The organism is Streptomyces collinus Tu 365 (assembly GCF_000444875.1).
Classification (GTDB): Bacteria; Actinomycetota; Actinomycetes; order Streptomycetales; family Streptomycetaceae; genus Streptomyces; species Streptomyces collinus_A.
The window spans coordinates 6,523,948-6,543,866 of sequence record NC_021985.1; the positions used below are offsets into that span (position 1 = coordinate 6,523,948).

At 71.8% G+C, this 19,919-nt stretch carries 15 protein-coding genes; 9 read left to right on the forward strand and 6 right to left on the reverse strand.

Going from position 1 to position 19,919, the window contains the following annotated elements; all coding sequences use genetic code 11:
* Positions 1-606 precede the first annotated feature (606 nt).
* The 7 genes from B446_RS28310 to B446_RS28340 all read left to right on the forward strand — a co-directional run bounded on the left by B446_RS28310 (position 607) and on the right by B446_RS28340 (position 10,585).
* Positions 607-1,818 (forward strand): ROK family transcriptional regulator, encoded by a 1,212-nt coding sequence (locus B446_RS28310; protein ID WP_043479271.1) that lies wholly within the window; start codon positions 607-609, stop codon positions 1,816-1,818.
* 133 nt (positions 1,819-1,951) lie between these two features.
* The gene (locus B446_RS28315; protein ID WP_043476571.1) at positions 1,952-3,052 is read left to right on the forward strand and encodes a sugar ABC transporter substrate-binding protein; all 1,101 of its coding nucleotides are present in this window, start codon (positions 1,952-1,954) and stop codon (positions 3,050-3,052) included.
* Positions 3,053-3,253: 201 nt separating this feature from the next.
* On the forward strand, positions 3,254-4,045 hold the full coding sequence (locus B446_RS28320; RefSeq protein WP_043476574.1) for an ATP-binding cassette domain-containing protein: 792 nt from the start codon (positions 3,254-3,256) through the stop codon (positions 4,043-4,045).
* Positions 4,042-5,343, forward strand: coding sequence for a sugar ABC transporter permease (locus B446_RS28325; protein WP_020942862.1), 1,302 nt, complete (start codon positions 4,042-4,044; stop codon positions 5,341-5,343). Before B446_RS28320 ends, B446_RS28325 begins: the two co-directional genes overlap by 4 nt.
* Before the next feature lie 128 nt (positions 5,344-5,471).
* Positions 5,472-7,400 carry a 1-deoxy-D-xylulose-5-phosphate synthase gene (gene dxs, locus B446_RS28330; protein WP_020942863.1) on the forward strand — a complete coding sequence of 643 codons (1,929 nt, stop codon included), beginning with the start codon at positions 5,472-5,474 and terminating at the stop codon, positions 7,398-7,400.
* A 143-nt stretch (positions 7,401-7,543) separates the two neighbouring features.
* A complete protein-coding gene (locus B446_RS28335; protein WP_020942864.1) occupies positions 7,544-9,064 on the forward strand; it encodes an amino acid permease in 1,521 nt (506 codons plus the stop codon).
* A 72-nt stretch (positions 9,065-9,136) separates the two neighbouring features.
* Positions 9,137-10,585, forward strand: coding sequence for an ArnT family glycosyltransferase (locus B446_RS28340; RefSeq protein ID WP_043479273.1), 1,449 nt, complete (start codon positions 9,137-9,139; stop codon positions 10,583-10,585).
* Between the two features lie 623 nt (positions 10,586-11,208).
* On the opposite strand, the gene B446_RS28345 is transcribed toward B446_RS28340, so the two are convergent.
* Positions 11,209-11,601, reverse strand: a complete 393-nt coding sequence (locus B446_RS28345; protein ID WP_020942866.1) for a hypothetical protein — start codon at positions 11,599-11,601, stop codon at positions 11,209-11,211.
* A gap of 67 nt (positions 11,602-11,668) precedes the next feature.
* Between B446_RS28345 and B446_RS28350 the strand changes: the two genes are divergently transcribed.
* Positions 11,669-12,685 carry a hypothetical protein gene (locus tag B446_RS28350; RefSeq protein WP_020942867.1) on the forward strand — a complete coding sequence of 339 codons (1,017 nt, stop codon included), beginning with the start codon at positions 11,669-11,671 and terminating at the stop codon, positions 12,683-12,685.
* A gap of 18 nt (positions 12,686-12,703) precedes the next feature.
* Positions 12,704-13,087: a hypothetical protein gene (locus B446_RS28355; protein ID WP_020942868.1), complete on the forward strand. Its 384-nt coding sequence runs from the start codon at positions 12,704-12,706 to the stop codon at positions 13,085-13,087.
* A gap of 60 nt (positions 13,088-13,147) precedes the next feature.
* Here the strand turns inward: B446_RS28355 and B446_RS28360 are convergent, their stop codons facing one another.
* The 5 genes from B446_RS28360 to B446_RS28380 all read right to left on the reverse strand — a co-directional run bounded on the left by B446_RS28360 (position 13,148) and on the right by B446_RS28380 (position 19,866).
* Positions 13,148-15,277, reverse strand: a complete 2,130-nt coding sequence (locus B446_RS28360) for a 3-hydroxyacyl-CoA dehydrogenase NAD-binding domain-containing protein (protein WP_020942869.1) — start codon at positions 15,275-15,277, stop codon at positions 13,148-13,150.
* Positions 15,274-16,494: a thiolase family protein gene (locus B446_RS28365; RefSeq protein WP_020942870.1), complete on the reverse strand. Its 1,221-nt coding sequence runs from the start codon at positions 16,492-16,494 to the stop codon at positions 15,274-15,276. The genes B446_RS28360 and B446_RS28365 overlap by 4 nt, the downstream gene beginning before the upstream one ends.
* A gap of 222 nt (positions 16,495-16,716) precedes the next feature.
* Positions 16,717-17,997 carry a ribonuclease D gene (locus B446_RS28370; RefSeq protein ID WP_078614826.1) on the reverse strand — a complete coding sequence of 427 codons (1,281 nt, stop codon included), beginning with the start codon at positions 17,995-17,997 and terminating at the stop codon, positions 16,717-16,719.
* 249 nt (positions 17,998-18,246) lie between these two features.
* The gene (locus tag B446_RS28375) at positions 18,247-18,906 is read right to left on the reverse strand and encodes a response regulator transcription factor (protein ID WP_020942872.1); all 660 of its coding nucleotides are present in this window, start codon (positions 18,904-18,906) and stop codon (positions 18,247-18,249) included.
* Positions 18,907-19,188: 282 nt separating this feature from the next.
* Positions 19,189-19,866, reverse strand: coding sequence for a DUF3000 domain-containing protein (locus B446_RS28380; RefSeq protein WP_043476578.1), 678 nt, complete (start codon positions 19,864-19,866; stop codon positions 19,189-19,191).
* Positions 19,867-19,919 lie beyond the last annotated feature (53 nt).

Consider the following 19,919-nt stretch of genomic DNA (forward strand, 5'->3'; position numbering starts at 1 on the left):
CGAGCGCCCCGAGCCACTCCGGCCCGGCCGGCCCTCCTGAGCCTCGCGCGCCCGCGTCCCTGGCAGGCCCGCAGCCGCGCCGCGGGTTCACCGCGCCACCGCGCGCCGTCCCTCCCCTTCGAGCTCCCGCCGTCGCCGGGGCGCCGCGTGGCGTCCACACCCTTTCGGCCCACCCCCAGGGCCCCGTGGGCCCCACGCTCGGATCCTCTTCGCAATAGGGATTTGCAGTCGGCTTCTCGGTGAGCCATCCCGGCACCCGCGGCTCCTTTCGCGCCCGCATCCCCGTCTCCGTGCCGGGGCGTCGCCGGGTTCCGGGGCTGAACGAAGTGGGGAGAGGGGTTCCGGGTGTGGGGCGCGCCACGTGGGGGGCTTCGGGGAGGCCGCCCGGACGGGCTTCCGCCCTGCTCGGGAGTGGCGTGGGCGTGTCCTCGGGGTGTCCTGCGCGCGACCGGTGAAGTGACAGCGATTTCCGTCAAGGACTTGACTGCGGTAACCCGTACAGCCGAGCTTGGAGTTCATAACTTGTAAGTGGCCCGGTTCCGCAGATGTGACCTGGGCCACGGGCGGCGCAGGAGCCGCCCACCGATGTCGGGAGTGGATGGGTCGATGGAGACTCCGGGGTCGCAGTCGTCGCTGCACCGAGCCAACCTGGAACGAGTCGTACGAGCCGTGCGGCTGGCCGGGTCGCTCACGCAGGCGGAGATCGCGCGGACGACCGGCCTGTCCGCCGCTACGGTCTCCAACATCGTGCGGGAGCTGAAGGACGGCGGAACCGTCGAGGTCACGCCCACGTCGGCAGGTGGCCGGCGGGCCCGCAGCGTCTCGCTCAGCGGGGACGCGGGCATCGTGATCGGAGTCGACTTCGGGCACACCCACCTGCGCGTCGCGATCGGGAACCTCGCGCACCAGGTGCTGGCCGAGGAGTCCGAGCCGCTGGACGTCGACGCCTCCTCCACCCAGGGCTTCGACCGGGCCGAGGAGCTGGTCAACCGCCTGATCGCGGCCACCGGCGTGGACCGGTCCAAGGTGGCCGGCGTCGGCCTCGGCGTGCCCGGCCCGATCGACGTGGAGTCGGGCACCCTGGGCTCCACGTCGATCCTGCCGGGCTGGAGCGGCACCAAGCCCGCCGAGGAGCTGCGCGAGCGCCTCGGCGTGCCCGTGCACGTGGACAACGACGCCAACCTCGGCGCGCTCGGCGAGCTGGTCTGGGGCAGCGGCCGGGGCGTCCGTGATCTTGCTTACATCAAGGTCGCGAGCGGTGTCGGCGCCGGTCTCGTGATCAACGGGAAGATCTATCGCGGCCCTGGCGGCACCGCTGGAGAAATCGGACATATTACACTCGATGAATCCGGCCCGGTCTGCCGCTGTGGAAACCGTGGCTGCCTGGAGACCTTCACGGCCGCGCGCTACGTGCTGCCGCTGCTCCAGTCCAGTCATGGCACCGATCTGACGATGGAAGGCGTCGTGCGGCTGGCCAGGGACGGAGACCCGGGCTGTCGTCGGGTGATCGCCGACGTCGGCCGCCACATCGGCAGTGGAGTGGCCAATCTCTGCAACCTTCTGAACCCGAGCCGGGTGGTCCTCGGTGGTGATCTCGCCGAGGCCGGAGAGCTCGTCCTCGGGCCCATCAGGGAGTCCGTCGGTCGCTACGCCATCCCCAGTGCGGCGCGCCAACTGTCCGTTCTCCCGGGGGCACTTGGCGGCCGTGCGGAGGTGCTCGGAGCACTCGCTCTCGCACTCAGCGAGATGGGTGATTCGACCCTTTTGGACGGCTCTGTCACGGGTGGCCTGTCTGCGGCCGCGCCTGCCTTCACTTAGAGAACGGATGGCACCGTTGCCATCTCGTTAAGGATTTACTTCTTGACGTCGCACGTGTGGCCGAGTTGACTTCCAGCCACCTCGGCCGCAACGACGCGGCCTCGTCAGGGAGGTTTACAGAGTGAACACGCGTATGCGTCGTGCCGCCGTTGCCGTTGCCGCTGGGGCGATGGCCGTCGCACTTGCTGCCTGTGGCAGCGCCAAGGAGTCCAAGGGCAACGACTCTTCTTCGGCTTCCGCCAAGAAGGGCGACAACATCAAGGTCGGGCTCCTCCTTCCGGAGAACAAGACCGCCCGCTACGAGAAGTTCGACAAGCCGCTGATCGAGAAGAAGATCAAGGAGCTGACGAACGGCAAGGCGGAGTTCCAGTACAACAACGCCCGCCAGGACGCGAACCTGCAGGCCCAGCAGGTCGACACCATGATCACCAACAAGGTGGACGTCCTGATCCTGGACGCGGTGGACGCCAAGGCCATCCAGAACTCGGTCCAGAAGGCCAAGGACGCCGGCATCAAGGTCGTCGCCTACGACCGCCTCGCCGAGGGCCCGATCAGCGCCTACACCTCGTTCGACAACGAGGAGGTCGGCAAGACCCAGGGCACCGCGCTGCTGAAGGCGCTGGGCTCCAAGGCGACCAAGTCCTCCAAGATCGTCATGGTCAACGGCTCGGTGACCGACCCGAACGCCGCCCAGTTCAAGAAGGGCGCGCACTCCGTCCTCGACGGCAAGGTCACCATCGCCAAGGAGTTCGACACCAAGGAGTGGTCGCCGGACAACGCGAACTCCGAGATGGAGTCGGCGATCTCCGCGGTCGGCAAGGGCAAGATCGCCGGTGTCTACTCCGCCAACGACGGCATGGCCGGCGGTATCATCACCGCCCTGAAGGCCGCGGGCCTGAACGTCCCGGTCACCGGCCAGGACGCCGAGCTCGCGGGTGTGCAGCGCATCGTCGCCGGTGAGCAGTACATGAGCGTCTACAAGCCGTACGCCCCGGAGGCCGACGCCGCCGCCGAGATGGCCGTCGCGCTCGCCCAGGGCAAGTCGCTCGACTCGGTCGCCAAGGACAAGGTCTCCTCGGGCTCCGCCCAGGACGTCCCGTCGGTCCTCGTCCCGGTCACCGCGCTGACCAAGGACAACATCAACGACACCGTCATCAAGGACGGCGTCTACACGGCCGCCGACATCTGCACGGGCAAGTACAAGTCCGCCTGCGACAAGCTCGGCATCAAGTAAGCAGCCGAGTCCCTTCCCGAGCACGGGCGTTCGCCCCATTCGAAGCAGAATGGAAGCGCCCGTACCGGAACGGACGGACTGCCCAAAGGCTCCTCCGGTGCCCCGCGCATCACACAGCCCCGCAAGCTCGAGCGCGGGGCGCCGGACGGAAACTCCCCCAAACTTCTGCACAACCTCCCGCCGGGTCAGGCGGCGAAGGAGATGGTTCACGTGTCCGCTACGCCCGTGCTGGCGTTGCGCGGGGTCTCCAAGCGATTCGGTGCCGTCCAGGCGCTCACCGACGTAGAGCTTGAGGTCCACGCCGGTGAGGTGGTCGCCCTGGTGGGCGACAACGGCGCCGGAAAGTCCACGCTGGTCAAGACGATCGCCGGCGTGCACCCCATCGATGAGGGCGCCATCGAGTGGGACGGCAAGGCGGTGTCGATCAGCCGGCCGCACGACGCCCAGTCCCTGGGCATCGCGACGGTCTACCAGGACCTCGCGCTGTGCGACAACATCGACGTCGTCGGCAACCTGTTCCTCGGCCGTGAGCTGAGGAAGTGGGGCGTCCTGGACGAGGTCGAGATGGAGCGCCGCGCCCGCGAGCTGCTCACCACGCTGTCGATCCGCATCCCCAGCGTCCGCATCCCGATCGCCTCGCTCTCCGGCGGCCAGCGGCAGACCGTGGCCATCGCCCGCTCGATGCTCGGCGACCCCAAGCTGGTCATCCTCGACGAGCCCACCGCCGCCCTCGGCGTCGAGCAGACCGCCCAGGTCCTCGACCTCGTGGAGCGACTGCGCGAGCGCGGTCACGCCGTCATCCTCATCAGCCACAACATGGCGGACGTGAAGGCGGTGGCAGACAAGGTCGCCGTACTGCGCCTCGGCCGCAACAACGGCGTCTTCGAGGTCAAGACGACCTCGCAGGAGGAGATCATCTCCGCCATCACCGGCGCCACCGACAACGCCGTGACCCGCCGTGCGGCGCGCACGACCGGGGAGGTTTCCAAGTGAGCATCGACAAGACCTCCGCGAACGTGGACGAGACCCCGGACGCGCCCGTCGTGAACCCGGAGGCCGCGTCCGCCGCGGTCACCGCCGTGGACCCGCGCCTGCTGGTCCGCGAGCAGGGCCTGCTGGGCTACTGGACCGAGTTCAAGCGGAAGATGAAGGCCGGTGAGCTGGGCTCCCTCCCGGTCGTCCTCGGCCTCGCGGCCATCTGCGTCATCTTCCAGGTGCTGAACTCCGAGTTCCTCTCGGCGCAGAACATCAGCAACATCACGGTCACGATGGTCGGCACGGGAATGATCTCCGTCGGCATCGTCTTCGTGCTGCTGCTCGGTGAGATCGACCTGTCGGTCGGCTCGGTCAGCGGCGCGGCCAGCGCCCTCGCGGCCGTCCTCACCGTGAACCAGGGCTGGCCCGAGTGGCTGGCCGTGCTCGTGGCGATCGCCGTCGGTGCCGCCATCGGCGCCCTGCACGGCTTCTTCTTCGCGGTGCTCGGCGCCCCCGCCTTCGCCGTGACCCTGGCCGGCCTGCTGTTCTGGCTCGGCTTCATGCTGAAGGTGCTGGGCGAGGACGGCACGATCAACCTCGACAGCGAGGGCCTGATCGGCAAGCTGACCACCTACACCTTCACCGACACCGGCGCCGCCTACGGCCTGGCCGTCGTCGTGGTCGCCGCGTTCTTCGCCAGCTCCTTCCTGGGCAACCGCCGCCGCGAGGCCGCGGGCGTCCCGTCCCGGCCGCTGAGCGACACGATCCTGCGCACCGCGCTGCTCGCCGTGGTCTCCTTCGCCGGCGCCTACATGTACAACCAGTACAAGGGCCTGCCGCTGGCCACGGTGATCTTCCTCGCCTTCCTGGTCGCGACCGACTTCCTGCTGCGCCGCACCCCGTACGGCCGCAAGATCTTCGCGCTCGGCGGCAGCGTCGAGGCGTCCCGCCGCGCGGGCATCAACGTCACCGCGGTGCGCATCTCCGTGTTCGCCATCTCCGGTGGCTTCGCGGCGATCGGCGGTCTGTTCCTGGCCTCGAAGATCGCCTCCGCCAACCAGAGCGCCGGTACCGGTGACCTGCTGATGAACGCGATCGCCGCGGCCGTCATCGGTGGTACCTCGCTCTTCGGCGGCCGTGGCCGCACCTGGAACGCGCTGCTCGGTGTGCTGGTCATCGTGTCGATCCAGTACGGCCTGCAGCTGGAGTCCATCGCCGAGCCGGTGAAGTACATGATCACCGCGGCGGTGCTGCTGACCACCGTGGTCATCGACTCCATCACCCGCAAGACCCAGAAGACCGCCGGTCGCGCCTAGCGATCCCGCGGCAGCGACAGTGCCCGGCGCCCGAAAGGTGCCGGGCACTGTCGTGTCCCGCAAACACGGAACATTAGACTCGACAAGCCCGGCAACAGCTCGATCAGCTCTACTGCAAGGAGGCACGGGTGCCGCTGCTGACCCGCATCAGGGGACCGCGCGATCTGGACCGGCTCAGCCTGGAGGAGCTGGACCAGCTGGCAGGGGAGATCCGGACCTTCCTCGTCGACGCCGTCTCCAAGACCGGTGGCCACCTCGGTCCCAACCTGGGCGTGGTCGAGCTCACCATCGCCCTGCACCGCGTCTTCGAGTCCCCCCGGGACAAGGTGCTCTTCGACACCGGTCACCAGTCCTACGTGCACAAGCTGCTCACCGGCCGCCAGGACTTCTCCCGGCTGAAGATGAAGGGCGGCCTGTCCGGCTACCCCTCGCAGGCCGAGTCCGAGCACGACGTCATCGAGAACAGCCACGCCTCCACGGTCCTCGGCTGGGCCGACGGCATCGCCAAGGCCAACCAGCTCAAGGAGCGGGACAGCCACGTCGTCGCCGTCATCGGTGACGGCGCGCTGACCGGCGGCATGGCCTGGGAGGCGCTGAACAACATCGCCGAGGCCAAGGACCGCCCGCTCGTCATCGTCGTCAACGACAACGAGCGCTCCTACGCCCCGACCATCGGCGGCCTGGCCAACCATCTGGCCACCCTGCGCACGACCGACGGCTACGAGCGCTTCCTGACCCGGACCAAGGAGATCCTCGACCGCACCCCGGTCGTGGGCAAGCCGCTGTACGAGACCCTGCACGGCGCCAAGAAGGGGCTCAAGGACTTCATCGCCCCGCAGGGCATGTTCGAGGACCTCGGCCTGAAGTACGTCGGCCCGATCGACGGGCACGACATCGAGGCCCTGGAGTCGGCGCTGGCCCGGGCCAAACGGTTCGGCGGCCCGGTCATCGTGCACTGCCTGACCGAGAAGGGCCGCGGCTACCAGCCCGCCCTGCAGGACGAGGCCGACCGCTTCCACGCCGTCGGCAAGATCCACCCCGACACCGGTCTGCCGATCGCCTCCTCCGGCGCCGACTGGACCTCCGTCTTCGGCGACGAGATGGTCAAGCTGGGCGAGGAGCGCGACGACGTCGTCGCCATCACCGCGGCCATGCTCCAGCCGGTCGGCCTCGACCGGTTCGCCAAGCGCTTCCCCGACCGCGTCTACGACGTCGGCATCGCCGAGCAGCACGGCGCCGTCTCCGCGGCGGGCCTCGCCCACGCCGGCGTCCACCCCGTCTTCGCCGTGTACGCCACCTTCCTCAACCGCGCCTTCGACCAGGTGCTGATGGACGTGGCCCTGCACAAGTGCGGGGTGACCTTCGTGCTGGACCGGGCCGGTGTCACCGGCACCGACGGCGCCTCCCACAACGGCATGTGGGACATGTCCATCCTCCAGGTCGTGCCCGGACTGCGGCTCGCCGCCCCGCGCGACGCCGACCAGGTGCGGGCCCAGCTGCGCGAGGCCGTCGCCGTCGAGGACGCGCCGACCGTGGTCCGGTTCTCCAAGGGCGCCGTGGGCCCCGCCGTCCCCGCCGTGGGCCGCGTCGGCGGCATGGACGTGCTGCGCGAGCCCGGCACCGGCAAGCCGGACGTGCTGCTGGTCTCGGTGGGCGCCCTCGCCCCGATGTGCCTGGAGATCGCCGGCCTGCTCGACCGCCAGGGCATCTCGACCACCGTCGTCGACCCGCGCTGGGTCAAGCCCGTCGACGAGGCGATGGCCCCGCTGGCCGAGCGGCACCGCGTCGTCGTCACGGTCGAGGACAACAGCCGCGTCGGCGGTGTCGGCTCCGCGATCGCCCAGGCCCTGCGGGACGCGGGCGTGGACGTGCCGCTGCGCGACTTCGGCATCCCGCCGCGCTTCCTCGACCACGCCTCGCGCGCCGAGGTCATGGCCGAGATCGGGCTGACCGCCCCCGACATCGCCCGCCAGGTCACCGGACTGGTCTCCAAGCTGGACGGCCGGTTCGACCGTACGGCCGACACGGTCGACTCCGTGGAGCCCGCCCGCGACTAGCCGAAACACCGACCTGCGGGCCGGTTCCGCCCCGTTCTGCGGTGGCGGAACCGGCCCGCCTGCGTGAACCTGCCATTGCCGGGGCATACGCAACCCCGGCCCTCTCGATCATGTCGAGGACGACAAGCGTGGGAGGTAGGCACGTGAGCACGCTCTTCAGGACGAAGAACGTCGAGCAGTCCATCCGGGACACCGAGGAACCCGAGCACTCGCTCAAGAAGTCCCTCTCCGCCCTCGACCTGACCGTCTTCGGCGTCGGCGTCATCATCGGCACCGGCATCTTCGTCCTCACCGGACAGGTGGCCAAGAACAACGCCGGACCGGCGGTGTCCCTGGCCTTCGTGGTGGCCGGCGTGGTCTGCGCGCTCGCCGCCCTGTGCTACGCCGAGTTCGCCTCCACGGTCCCCGTGGCCGGCTCGGCGTACACCTTCTCCTACGCCTCGCTCGGCGAGATGCCCGCCTGGATCATCGGCTGGGACCTGGTCCTGGAGTTCGCGCTGGGCACGGCGGTGGTCGCGGTCGGCTGGTCCGGCTACATCCGCTCCCTGCTCGACAACGCCGGCTGGCACCTGCCCGACTACCTCGCGGGACGGGACGGGGCGCACGGCTTCGGCTTCGACATCCTCGCCGCCGGTCTGGTGCTGGTGCTCACCGTGATCCTCGTCCTCGGCATGAAGCTGTCCGCCCGGATCACCTCGATCGTCGTCGCCATCAAGGTGGCCGTCGTCCTCATCGTGATCATCGCGGGCGCCTTCTTCGTCCACGGCGAGAACTACAAGCCGTTCATCCCGAACCCGCAGCCGGTACCGGCGGGCGGCAGCCTCAAGGCACCGCTCGTCCAGCTCATGTTCGGCTGGGCACCCGCCAACTACGGCGTCATGGGCATCTTCACCGCGGCCTCGGTGGTGTTCTTCGCGTTCATCGGCTTCGACATCGTCGCCACGGCCGCCGAGGAGACCCGCAACCCCCAGCGGGACATGCCCCGCGGCATCCTCGGCTCGCTGGTCATCTGCACCGTGCTCTACGTCGCCGTCTCGATCGTCGTCACCGGCATGGAGAAGTACACCCGGCTGTCGGTGGAGGCGCCGCTCGCCGACGCCTTCAAGGCCATCGGGCACCCCTGGTACGCGGGCGTGATCAGTTTCGGCGCCGCCGTCGGCCTCACCACGGTGTGCCTGATCCTGCTGCTGGGCCAGACCCGGGTCTTCTTCGCGATGAGCCGCGACGGACTGCTGCCGCGCTTCTTCTCCCGCGTCCACCCCCGGTTCAAGACCCCGCACCGGCCGACCATCCTGCTCGGCGTGGTCATCGCGGTCGTCGCCGGCTTCACCAGCCTGAGCGAGCTGGCCGAGCTGGTGAACATCGGCACCCTGTTCGCCTTCGTCGTGGTCGCGATCAGCGTGATCATCCTGCGCAGGACGCGCCCCGACCTGCCGCGCGCCTTCCGCACCCCCTGGGTGCCCTTCGTGCCCATCGTGTCCGTGTGCGCCACCCTGTGGCTGATGGTGAACCTGCCCGCCGAGACCTGGATCCGGTTCGCCGTCTGGATGCTGATCGGTCTCGTCGTCTACTTCTTCTACGGCCGCACGCACAGCCGCCTCGCGCGGCGGGACGAGGCCCCGGCGGGCGAGGTGCCCGGCCCGCCGCCCGGAAACACGCGCTGACCCTCCGTCCGCCGCTCCGGCCCCGTATGTCCTGCCCCGGGCGGGAACGCGGGGCCGGATAGCGTGCTGACCATGCTCGCCGTCCCGCTCGCCCCCGCACCGGCCCAGGTCACCCGGACGGCGTACTGGTCGCGGCTGCTGCCCGCCCTGGCGGCCCTGGCCTGCGTCACCCGGATCCCGTCCTTCGTCCGGCCCCTGTGGAACCCCGACGAGGGCTACCTCGCCGTCCAGGCGCGGCTGCTCGCCCAGGGCGGCCACCTGTACGAGACCGTCGTGGACCGCAAGCCCCCGCTGGTGCCCTGGCTGTACGAGGGCGTGTTCGCGCTCTGCGGCTCCGGCTCCCTCGCCCCCGTCCGGGTGCTGGCGGTGCTGGCGCAGGCCCTGACGGCCGTGCTGCTGGCCTCGCTGGCCCGGCGCCGCTGGGGCGACACCGCGGGCCGCGCCGCCGGGGTGCTGTACCTGCTGGTCTCGGTCGGGCTCAGCCCGGAGGACGCCCAGGCCGCCACGTTCGAGGTGTTCATACTGCCGTGCACGGCTGCTGCCCTGTGGTGCGCGGACCGCGGCCGCTGGGCGGCCGCGGGAGCGGCCGTCGCCTGCGCCTTCCTCGCCAAGCAGACCGGCGGCGCGGTGCTGCTGCCGGTGGCGTGGCTGCTGTACCGCGCCGGCACCCCGCGCTCCGGCGCGGTACGGCTCGCGGCCGGGTTCGCCCTGCCGGTCGGCTGCGCCGCCCTCGCCACGGACCCGGGCGGCTTCCTGTTCTGGACGGTCACCGGCTCCACCGCCTACGCCTCCTTCACCGGATCCGAACTCCACGTCCTCGGCCGCTGCCTGGGCAACACCGCCATCCTCGCCGTGGCCTGCGCGGGACTGCTCCCGCCGGTGCTGCGGACGCTGCGCACCACCCGGGCGGCGGCGGCCGACCTGTGGCTGTGGTTCGCAGCCTCGGCCGTCGCCGTCGCCGCCGGCTTCCACTTCTTCGGCCACTACTACCTGCAATTCACCCCGCCCGCCGCCCTGCTGGCCACGGCCGCGCTGCGGCACCTGCCCCGGGAGCGGCTGACGGCGGCCGTCCTCACCTCGGCCGGCTGCTGCGCCCTGTTCCTGACCTGGGGCCTGTTCGCGCCGCGCCCCGAACTCGCCCACGCCCAGCGCCTCGCCGCCGCGCTGGCCCAGCGCACCGCGCCCACCGACCGCGTCCTGGTGTGGGGCATGCACCCCGAGACGTACTGGCTGGCCGGCCGCACCCCCGCCACCCGCTACCTCACCGCGGGCCTGCTGACCAACTACAGCGGCGGCCGCGATGGCCCCCAGGTCGGCGAGGCGTTCGCGGTCCGGGGCGCCTGGCCGGTCTTCCGCGCGGAGATGGCCGCGCACGCCCCCACCCTGGTCGTCGACGACTCCCGGGGCCGCCCCTACGCCCCGCCCCACATCCCGACCCTGAACCACCTGCTCGCCTCCCGCTACGAGGAGGTGGCCAGGGTGGACGGCGCCATCCTGTACGCCCGTACGCCGCGCGGCTGAGGGGCAGCGGCCGCGCGGCTGACGGGGCGGCGAGCGTGCGGCAGGCCGAGGCCCGGCCTGTCGGGCGGCGGTGACCGTGCACGCATCTGTCGGGGCCGTCGGGGCCCCGCAGCGGGGGGCCTCTGCGCGCGCCGGCCCGCCGTGCGTCGGACGGAGTGGCGGCCGTTCGGCCGGGGGTGCGGTCCGCTCCGGTTCGGTCCGCCGTGGGGAGAGGGCGGCTGCGCGCGCTCGTTCCGGCTGCCGCCGACCGGGCGACCGGGCGCGGCGGTCCCGCACCCCGTACGGCTGACGGGGCGGCGAGCGTGCGGCCCGGCGCTGTGCCCGGTCCGTGCGCCGTGGACCCGGTTCCGGTGCGCATCCGCCCCTGTCGGTGGTCCGACGGCCCGGCAGGGTGCACGCGGCGGCCCGGGCACCCGCACCCCGCGCGGCTGCCGGGGGAGCGGCCGCTCGGGCGGGAGGCGTGTTCCGTGGCCCGGGGGCCGAGGGCCGCCTATTGGGCAGCGACTGGCGGACGCGCGCCTGTCCCGGTCGTTCGCCCTCGGGCCGGGGCGGTCCGCCGTGCCGGTCGGCCGGGGAGCGTGCGGTGCGGCGGGACCTGTTCGGCGGATGGCCGGAGGCCGGCCTCAGCCGAGGAGCGTGCGCGGGCCCGTGACCTCCGCGCCCAGGGCCGTGACGCGGCCGCGGAGTTCGCGGTCGGCCGTGACGACGAGGCGGGGGCGGGTGGGGCTGCGCGCGGTCAGGTCCACGATGTGGTCGTCTCCGCTGCCGGGCGCCTCCTCCACCCGTACCCCCGGCACGGACGCGACCCCGCGTGCCGCTCCCTCGACGACGAGCACGATCTCCACGGGTCCGGCCCGGCCCGGCAGTCCCTCGGCGGCCAGCCGGTCCCGCAGCCGCTCCGCCGCGCCCCTGCGGTCCCGCCACCAGCCGTCGGGCCGGGACCCGACCACGTTCGCGCCGTCGACGATCACGAGCAGCGGGCCGTCCGCGTCCGGGGTGCCGTAAGGGTCGTCCATGGGTCCAAGGGTCCCACGGCGGCGGCCCGCGGACGGCGGCCGAAGGACGGCGGCTTAGAGTGAACCGGTGAACGGCGACTGGCTCCTGCGCGGCCGCGACGGCCGGCTCAGTGTCTACCACCTCTCGGGCGACGCCGTCCTGTGCCGGTCGGAGCGCGGCCCGGGCGGCCCCTGGACGGACCCGCGCACGGTGGGCGGCGACCAGCGGCTCCATCCCGTGGGCGGCGTCGGCCGGGGCGCCGACGGCTACGCCCACCTGGTCGCCTGGCGGCCCACCAGGAAGGGCGAGTCGGGCCTGGTGCACTCCACCCACTTCCGCCCGCACCTCGCCGCGCTGGACTGGAACCCGATCGGCCACCCGGACAAGAGCGGCGACCGCACCGGCACCCCCGCCGTCGCCGTGGACGCGCAGGGCCGCGCCCACGTCTTCGTCCGCTCGGGCGGCGGCGGGGTGAGCCTGCTCGCGCAGAAGGAGAAGGGCGGCTGGGAGCCCTGGCGGGACCTGAAGGGCGGGGACGTCCGGGACGGTCTCGCGGCGGTGACGGGGGAGTCGGGGCGGGTCGAGCTGTACGCGGCCGCCGAGGGGACCGTCCTGCACTGGCGTCAGGAGGAGCCCGGCGCCGTGCCGGTCCTCCAGGAGGTCCTGGAGACCGGGGTCCGTCCTGGCACCCTGCACGCGCTGGCCACCTCCCCGGACGGCACCACCGTCTTCTACACCGACGGCACGGGCGACCTGTGCGCCTGGCGGCCCGGCGGCAAGCCCGCCACCCTGCTCCCGGCGGCCGGGCCGGGCCCGGTGGCGGCGGTCCGCTGCGAGCTGGACGGCCACGACTGCACGCTGCTGGCCCAGCGTTCGCGCAGCGGCCGGATCGCCTTCGCCGCCTACCCGACCGGACGGGAGTCGGCGGGCGCCTGGTGGGCGGAGTCCGGCCCGCGGCTGCCGGTGGACGCCACGGTGTGCCTGACCGCGGACGAGGACGACCGGGTGGTCGCGGCGACGATGTCACCCTCGACCGGACAACTCCTGCTCACCCGCCGCAAGTCGGAGCCGGGCCTGGCCCTGGAGGCGTGGCGGGAGGTCTGAGTGAGCGATGATGCCGCCGTGGACATCGAGACACTCATCGGCGCCTGGCGGCGCCTCCTCAGCGGATCCGGAAAGTCCTGGGTGCTCTTCGAGCACGGCACCTGTGTGGTGCTGGAGGAGGGCGAGGGCGACCTCGCGGGCCGGGCCACCGGCATCCTGCGCGCGTACGGCCCCGTGAGCGTGGGCGGCCCGGCGGGCGACTTCCGGGTGCTCGAACTCAAGGGCGACGCGGGCTGGCTGGTGACGGGCCATCACCCGGACGTGGTCACCTACGTCGCCGCCGACGAGCCAGAGGAGCCCTCGCACCTGGCCGTCGGCATCCACGGACGCTCCAAGCGCGACCGGGACGGCACCGAACTGCACGTCGTCCACGTCGAGGACGCCCACCGGGCCGCCCCCTGACACGCCGGTGCCCGGCACACCACGAGGTGTGCCGGGCACCGTACGACCGTGCGGAACGGGTTACGCCGGAACGCTCGCCACGCCCGGGGCCAGGAACTTCTTGCCGTTCACGCGCTCCGAGACGCCCTCGCGGTCCAGGTACGGCGTGATGCCGCCCAGGTGGAAGGGCCAGCCGGCGCCCGTGATCAGGCAGAGGTCGATGTCCTGCGCCTCGGCGACGACACCCTCGTCGAGCATGAGCCCGATCTCCTGGGCGACGGCGTCGAGGACACGGTCGCGGACCTGCTCCTCGGTCAGGACGGTGTCGCCCTGCTTCAGCAGCGCGGCGACCTCCGGGTCCAGCTCCGGCTTGCCGCTGTCGTAGACGTAGAAGCCGCGCTTGCCGGCCTTGACGACGGCCGCCAGGTTCGGGGAGACCGTGAAGCGGTCCGGGAAGGCCCGGTTGAGGGTCTCCGAGACGTGCAGGCCGATCGCCGGGCCGACCAGCTCCAGCAGGACCAGCGGGGACATCGGCAGGCCGAGCGGCTCGATCGCCTTCTCGGCGACCTCGACCGGGGTGCCCTCGTCGATCACGTTCTGGATCTCGCCCATGAAGCGGGTCAGGATGCGGTTCACGACGAACGCCGGGGCGTCCTTGGTGAGGACCGCGGTCTTCTTCAGCTTCTTGGCGACGGCGAAGGCCGTGGCCAGCGAGGCGTCGTCGGTCTTCTCGCCGCGGACGATCTCCAGCAGCGGCAGGATCGCGACGGGGTTGAAGAAGTGGAAGCCGACGACCCGCTCGGGGTTCTTCAGCTTCGACGCCATCTCCGTCACCGACAGCGAGGAGGTGTTGGTGGCGAAGATCGCGTGCGCCGGGGCGACCGCCTCGACCTCCGCGAACACCTGCTGCTTGACGCCGATCTCCTCGAAGACCGCCTCGATCACGAAGTCGGCGTCCGCGAAGCCCTCGGCCTTGTCCAGGACACCGGTCACCAGCGCCTTGAGGCGGTTGGCCTTGTCCTGGTTGATCCGGCCCTTGCCGAGCAGCTTGTCGATCTCGGCGTGGACGTAGCCCACACCCTTGTCGACGCGCTCCTGGTCGATGTCGGTCAGGACGACCGGCACCTCGAGGCGGCGCAGGAAGAGCAGCGCGAGCTGGGAGGCCATCAGACCGGCGCCGACGACACCGACCTTGGTGACCGGGCGGGCCAGGTTCTTGTCCGGGGCGCCCGCGGGACGCTTGCCGCGCTTCTGCACCAGGTTGAACGCGTAGATGCCGGAGCGCAGTTCGCCACCCATGATCAGGTCGGCGAGGGCCTGGTCCTCGGCGTCGTACCCCTGCTGCAGGTCGCCGTTCTTGGCGGCCGCGATGATGTCCAGGGCGCGGTAGGCGGCCGGGGCGGCGCCGTGCACCTTGGAGTCCGCGACGAAGCGGCCCTTGGCGACGGCCTGGTCCCAGCCCTCGCCGCGGTCGATGGCCGGACGCTCGACCTTGACGTCGCCGGCCAGGACCTGGGCGGTCCAGATCAGCGACTGCTCCAGGAAGTCGGCGCCCTCGAAGAGCGCGTCGGCGATGCCCAGGTCGAAGACCTGCTGCCCCTTGAGCTGCTTGTTCTGGTTCAGGCTGTTCTCGATGATGACCGAGACGGCCTTCTCGGCGCCGATCAGGTTCGGCAGGATGGTGCAGCCGCCCCAGCCCGGGACCAGACCGAGGAAGACCTCGGGCAGGGAGAACGCCGGGATCGCCTTGGAGACGGTCCGGTAGGTGCAGTGCAGGCCGACCTCGACGCCGCCGCCCATGGCCGCGCCGTTGTAGTACGCGAAGGTCGGGACCGCGAGGCCCGCGAGGCGCTTGAAGACCTCGTGGCCGCCCTTGCCGATGGCCAGCGCGTCCTCGTGCCTCTTCAGCAGCTCGACGCCCTTGAGGTCGGCGCCCACCGCGAAGATGAACGGCTTGCCGGTGACGCCGGCGCCGACGATGGCGCCCTCGGCCGCCTCCTTCTCGACCTGGTCGACGGCGGCGTTGAGGTTCGCCAGCGACTGCGGGCCGAAGGTGGTCGGCTTGGTGTGGTCCAGGCCGTTGTCCAGCGTGATCAGGGCGAACCGCCCGGCACCGAACGGCAGGTCGAGGTGGCGCACGTGCGCCTGCGTGACGACCTCGTCCGGGAACAGCTCGGCCGCGCCCTTCAGGAGTTCAGCGGTGGTGCTCACTTGTCGCCTCCGTCGAAGTGCGGGTTCTCCCAGATGACCGTCGCGCCCATGCCGAAGCCGACGCACATGGTGGTCAGGCCGTAGCGGACCTCCGGCTGCTCCTCGAACTGGCGGGCCAGCTGCGTCATGAGCCGGACGCCGGAGGAGGCCAGCGGGTGACCGTAGGCGATCGCGCCGCCGTACTGGTTGACGCGCGCGTCGTCGTCCGCGATGCCGTAGTGGTCGAGGAACGCGAGGACCTGGATGGCGAAGGCCTCGTTGATCTCGAACAGGCCGATGTCGGAGATGGACAGGCCCGCCTTGGCGAGGGCCTTCTCCGTGGCCGGGATCGGGCCGTAGCCCATGACCTCGGGCTCCACGCCGGCGAAGGCGTAGGAGACCAGGCGCATCTTGACCGGCAGGTTGTTCTCGCGGGCGAAGTCCTCGGAGGCGATGATCGAGGCGGTGGCGCCGTCGTTCAGGCCGGCCGCGTTGCCGGCGGTGACCCGGCCGTGCACGCGGAACGGGGTCTTCAGGCCCGACAGGTTCTCCAGGGTGGTGCCCGGGCGCATCGGCTCGTCGGCCGTGACCAGGCCCCAGCCGGTCTCGCCGGCCTCGGGGTTGGTGCGGCGCACCGAGATCGGCACCAGGTCCTGCTGGATCTTGCCGTTGGCGTACGCCTTGGCGGCCTTCTCCTGCGAGCGCACCGCGTACTCGTCGGCGCGCAGCTTGGTGATGTGCGGGTAGCGGTCGTGCAGGTTCTCCGCCGTCATGCCCATGAACAGGGCGGACTCGTCGACCAGCTTCTCGCTCACGAACCGCGGGTTGGGGTCCACGCCCTCGCCCATCGGGTGGCGGCCCATGTGCTCGACGCCACCGGCGATGACGGCGTCGTAGGCGCCGAAGGCGATCGAGCCGGCGGTGGTGGTCACGGCGGTCAGGGCGCCGGCGCACATGCGGTCGATCGAGTACCCGGGGACGGACTGGGGGAGGCCCGCGAGGATGCCGGCCGTGCGGCCGAGGGTCAGGCCCTGGTCACCGATCTGGGTGGTCGCGGCGATGGCGACCTCGTCGATCTTCTTCGGGTCCAGACCGGGGTTGCGGCGCAGCAGCTCCCGGATCGCCTTCACGACGAGGTCGTCGGCGCGGGTCTCGTGGTAGATGCCCTTCGGGCCCGCCTTGCCGAACGGGGTGCGGACGCCGTCGACGAAGACGACGTCCCTGACGGTACGAGGCACGATGGCTCTCCTCCAGGGTGCGGGATGGCACTGCCGCGCAACGCTGAGCGCGCGCTCAGGTCCCATGCTACTTATGAGTAACGTAGCTGCACAGTCCTGCCGGGGGGAGCGGCGAAGGTCACATCGCGCGGGGCACCCCGGGGCCCGCCGGAAGGGGCCCGGGATCTTGGCGTGATCTCGACGCCCCCGTTCCGCTTCCGCGGACCGCCCGGGGCGGTCCGCTCAGGCGCTCTTCGCGGACAGCGCCGCCGCCAGCACGGGCGTCACCAGCTCGATCTGCCACGGCCGGGCGCCGTAGCCCGCCAGGGCCGCGGCCACGTCGGTGGCCGCGGGCGGCTCCCAGCAGACCCGGCGCACGGTGTCGGGGGAGATCAGGTTCTCCTGCGGCATGCTCAGCCGCTCGGCCAGCGCCGAGACCCCGGCCCGCGCGGCCGACAGCCGGGCCGCCGCCGCGGGGTCCTTGTCCGCCCACGCGCGGGGCGGCGGCGGGCCGGTGACGGGCTGTCCGGGCATGGGCAGCGCGGTGTCGGGCAGGGCCCGCGCCCGGTCGACCGCCGCCTGCCACTGCTCCAGCTGCCGCCGCCCGGTCCGGTGCCCGAACCCGTTCAGCGCCGACAGGGCGTGCACGGTGGACGGCAGCGCGATCGCCGCCTCCACGATCGCCGCGTCGCTCAGCACCTTGCCCGGCGACACGTCGCGGCGCTGCGCGATGCGGTCCCGGGTCTCCCACAGCTCCCGTACGACGGCGAGCTGCCGGCGCCGGCGCACCTTGTGCATGCCGGACGTGCGGCGCCACGGGTCCTTGCGGGGCTCGGCGGGCGGGGCGGACGCGATCGCGTCGAACTCCTGGTGCGCCCACTCCAGCTTGCCCTGCCGGTCCAGCTCCTTCTCCAGGGCGTCCCGCAGGTCGACCAGCAGCTCGACGTCGAGGGCCGCGTAGCGCAGCCACGGCTCGGGCAGCGGCCGGGTGGACCAGTCGACGGCGGAGTGCCCCTTCTCCAGCACGAAGCCGAGGACGCTCTCGACCATGGCGCCGAGACCGACGCGCGGGAAGCCGGCGAGCCGGCCGGCCAGCTCGGTGTCGAACAGGACGTCCGGCACCATGCCTATCTCGCGCAGGCACGGCAGGTCCTGGGTCGCGGCGTGCAGGTCCCACTCGACGCCGGACAGCGCCGCGCCGAGGTCCGACAGGTCGGGGCAGGCGACCGGGTCGATCAGCGCGGTCCCGGCGCCCTCGCGGCGCAGCTGCACGAGATAGGCACGCTGGCCGTAGCGGTAGCCGGAGGCGCGCTCGGCGTCCACGGCGACGGGGCCGCTGCCGGCGGCGAAGGCGGCGACCACCTCGGCGAGGGCGGCGGCGTCGGCGATCACCGGCGGGATGCCCTCGCGGGGTTCGAGCAGGGGAGTCGGCGCCCCGGTCACAGAAGACCCGGCGTCGTCCGGAGGGGTGCCTCCGGGAGTGCGCAGGGAACTGTCTGCTGCGGTGTCTTGGGCGTCGGTCACCTGTCAAGGGTATCCGTGAGTTGACGGCGCCCGTCGACGGAACGTTCCGTCGACGGGCGCCGGGGGGTCGTAAACCAGTCAAGGCGGTGAAACCACGGGTTCACATGAGTGAACCGTTCCTTCCGTCGGCGGCCCGTCCGGTGCGGCCGCTGAGGGGTTCGGTGGGGGGTCGGTGGAGGGCAGGGATCGCGGGAGGGCAAGGATCAGGGAGCGGTCAAAAAGAAGGAAGGCGCAGGTCGGTCGGGGCGGTCAGTGGATGATTCCGGTGCGCAGGGCCACGGCGACCATGCCGGCCCGGTCGCCCGTGCCGAGCTTGCGGGCGATGCGGGCGAGGTGGCTCTTGACGGTCAGGGCCGACAGGCCCATGGAGACGCCGATCGCCTTGTTCGACTGGCCTTCCGCGACCAGCCGCAGCACCTCGACCTCGCGGCCGGACAGCTCCCGGTAGCCGCCCGGGTGGCTCGGGGCACCCGGGGGGCGGCGGTGCATCCGGGCGGCGCCGCCGAGAGGGGTGGCGCCCGGCCGGGCGGGGAGCCCGATGTTGGTCCGGGTGCCGGTGACGACGTAGCCCTTGACTCCGCCCGCGAGGGCGTTGCGCACGGCGCCGATGTCGTCGGCGGCGGAGAGGGCCAGCCCGTTGGGCCAGCCCGCGGCGCGGGTCTCGGACAGCAGGGTCAGTCCGGAACCGTCGGGCAGGTGGACGTCGGCGACGCAGATGTCACGGGGGTTGCCGATGCGGGGACGAGCCTCCGCGACGGACGAGGCCTCGATGACGTCGCGCACACCGAGCGCCCACAGATGGCGGGTGACGGTGGAGCGGACGCGCGGGTCGGCCACGACCACCATGGCGGTGGGCTTGTTCGGGCGGTAGGCGACCAGGCTTGCGGGCTGCTCGAGGAGAACGGACACCAGGCCTCCTGGGGTGGGGGGACGGGGCCGGCTTGTGGGGATGAAGCCGGGACGAACCGTGCTTTGAAGGTCACAGTCGTCTTCGGCAGCAAACCCGTCCTCCTTTAGGGAATGATCACGATCTAGTGAGTAACAATCCGTGCAATTCGGACACGCGATCGATCATCCGAAGATCGAGTCGGTTCGGGCTGATGTCATTCGGGTTCGGAAAGTGGCCGTATCGACAAAGAGATGGTCAACGGGGCATCCGGGAGGATTACCCCGGAACGATCCGGGACCGCGTCACCGGGACTGCGGACCCCTGCGCTGCGGCAGGGTGACCACCGAGGCGTCGCCGGGGCCGGCCGGCGGCAGCCCGCCGACCTGCGCCAGCAGATCGCACCAGGACGCCAGGTGGGCCGCGGTGTCGGGAACCCCGCCCAGACCCTCGCGGGGCGTCCAGGAGGCACGGATCTCGATCTGCGAGGCGGGCGGCCGCTCCGACAGACCGCCGAAGTAGTGCGAACTCGCCCGCGTGACCGTGCCGCTCGGCTCGCCGTACGTCAGCCCGCGCGACTGGAGCGCACCGGTCAGCCACGACCAGCACACCTCGGGCAGCAGCGGATCGGCGGCCATCTCCGGCTCCAGCTCCGCGCGCACCAGCGTCACCAGCCGGAAGGTCCCGTGCCAGGCGTCGTGCCCCGCCGGGTCGTGCAGCAGCACCAGCCGGCCGTCGGCCAGATCCTGGTCGCCGTCGACCACGACGGCCTCCAGGGCGTACGCGAACGGGGCCAGCCGCTGCGGGGCGGGCGTCGGCTCCACCTCGATCTGCGGCCGCAGCCGGCAGCCGCGCAGGGCCTCGACCGCGGCACGGAAGGCCGGCGGACCCGAGGTACTGGAGTGGCGGTCCTCCTCCCCGCTGTCCTTCGCGTCGTCCGATCCGTCAGCGCTGTCCGACATTCGTCCCTGAGCCGCAGCCATGCGGGAAGGGTAAGGGGAAGCGGTGCCCGGTGCTGAGCTAGACACCCCGCGCC